Below are 1,363 nucleotides of genomic sequence, written 5' to 3' on the forward strand. Positions count from 1 at the left end.
ACGGCCGCACTTGAGGCCGGATACATGTCAGCACCCGACGACGCGCGAAATTTCCTCACAAACCCTCTTGCGCAAGGGGCGGTTATACATGTTGCACAAAGGTCGAGCGAAGGATTCATCACGTGAATCCAGTGTGGTAGCGGACCCGTATGAGCAAACCGATCCCGCAGAGCGATAAGACCAGGAAATGGCCGGCCTACGAAAAGGCCCTCAGGCAGCGCAGTTGACTGATGATCTGGATCGACCCGGACATGGCGTGGGTGCCATCGCCCACCGGCAAGCGAGGCCGACAGCCACGGTATAGCGATGCCGCGATCAGACGTGCCTGACGATGAAGATCCTCTTCGGCATGGTCGTCAATGATCGCGCCATTGGTCCGAGCGACAATGCCGACGCGGCAGACGACGGGGTTCGTCGAAAATCTCCTGCGGCCGGTTGGCCTCGACTGGGCGGTGCCTGATTTCAGCACGCTGGCCCGGCGCCAGAAATCCCCGGCTGTGAGTATTCCGTACCCGGGCTCGCAAGAGCAGCTGAACCTTCGGATCGACAGTACCGGCATCAAGGCTGAAGGTGAGAGCGAGTGGGGTCTCCGACTGTTCAGGGCCGAAATGATCTCCCGGATCATTTCCAAGGCGCCCTTCATCCCGCAATCATGATGGCGCGAAACGTCGTCTATGGCGCAAGATCCACATCGGCATCGACGAACGGACGGCGGAGATCCGAGCCATCGAGATCACCGGAAGCCGCATCGGTGACGCCTCCATGCTGCCCGAGCTTCTTGACCAGATCCCCGCTGACGTGGAACTCGGCACCGTCACCGCGGATGGTGCTTACGACACACGCAGGTGCCACGACGCCGTCGCCGACCGCGGCGCCGATGCGTTCGTCGGGGCAAGGTTCCCCCGGACTCTTGCCTGGTCCTCCTCGCTCCCTCCACGCAAGAACGCCAAGCCGTGGAAGCCATCAACGGCCGGTGATCGCCCGAAGCGAGGCGCTACGTGAATCGAAATCTGAATAGCCCCGCGTTTCTTAGACGCCTTCGTGTCTCAGTCTTTGCAGCCGCTCGAAGTCGACGGGCGACAGCATTCCGTTACGGGCGTGTTTTCGCTTTGGGTTGTAGAACATCTCGATATAGTCGAACACATCCTGCCTTGCTTCGTCTCGAGTTCGGTAGGTCCGTCGTCTGATCCGCTCGCGCTTGAGCAGGTTGAAGAAGCTCTCGGCCACCGCATTGTCATGGCAGTAGTTCCCGCGGCGGCTCATCGAGTGCTCCAGATTGTGTGCCCGCAGGAACGCGGCCCAGTCCATGCTGGTGAACTGGCTGCCCTGGTCCGAGTGTATCAGAACCTTTTCTCTTGGCTTT

The 1,363-nt window shown here is 60.5% G+C and carries 1 protein-coding gene and 1 pseudogene; one reads left to right on the forward strand and one right to left on the reverse strand.

The annotated features are described in order from the left end of the window. Nucleotides 1-149: 149 nt before the first annotated feature. Nucleotides 150-1,009 (forward strand): annotated as a pseudogene (locus tag C8N44_RS23040) (transposase); the annotation flags it as partial. 20 nt (nt 1,010-1,029) lie between these two features. Here C8N44_RS23040 and C8N44_RS23045 read toward each other — a convergent pair. Next, the coding region (locus C8N44_RS23045) for an IS3 family transposase (RefSeq protein ID WP_146178920.1) at nt 1,030-1,363 on the reverse strand (334 nt) is incomplete at its 5' end.

It is taken from the genome of Allosediminivita pacifica (genome assembly GCF_003054175.1).
Taxonomy (GTDB): Bacteria; Pseudomonadota; Alphaproteobacteria; order Rhodobacterales; family Rhodobacteraceae; genus Allosediminivita; species Allosediminivita pacifica.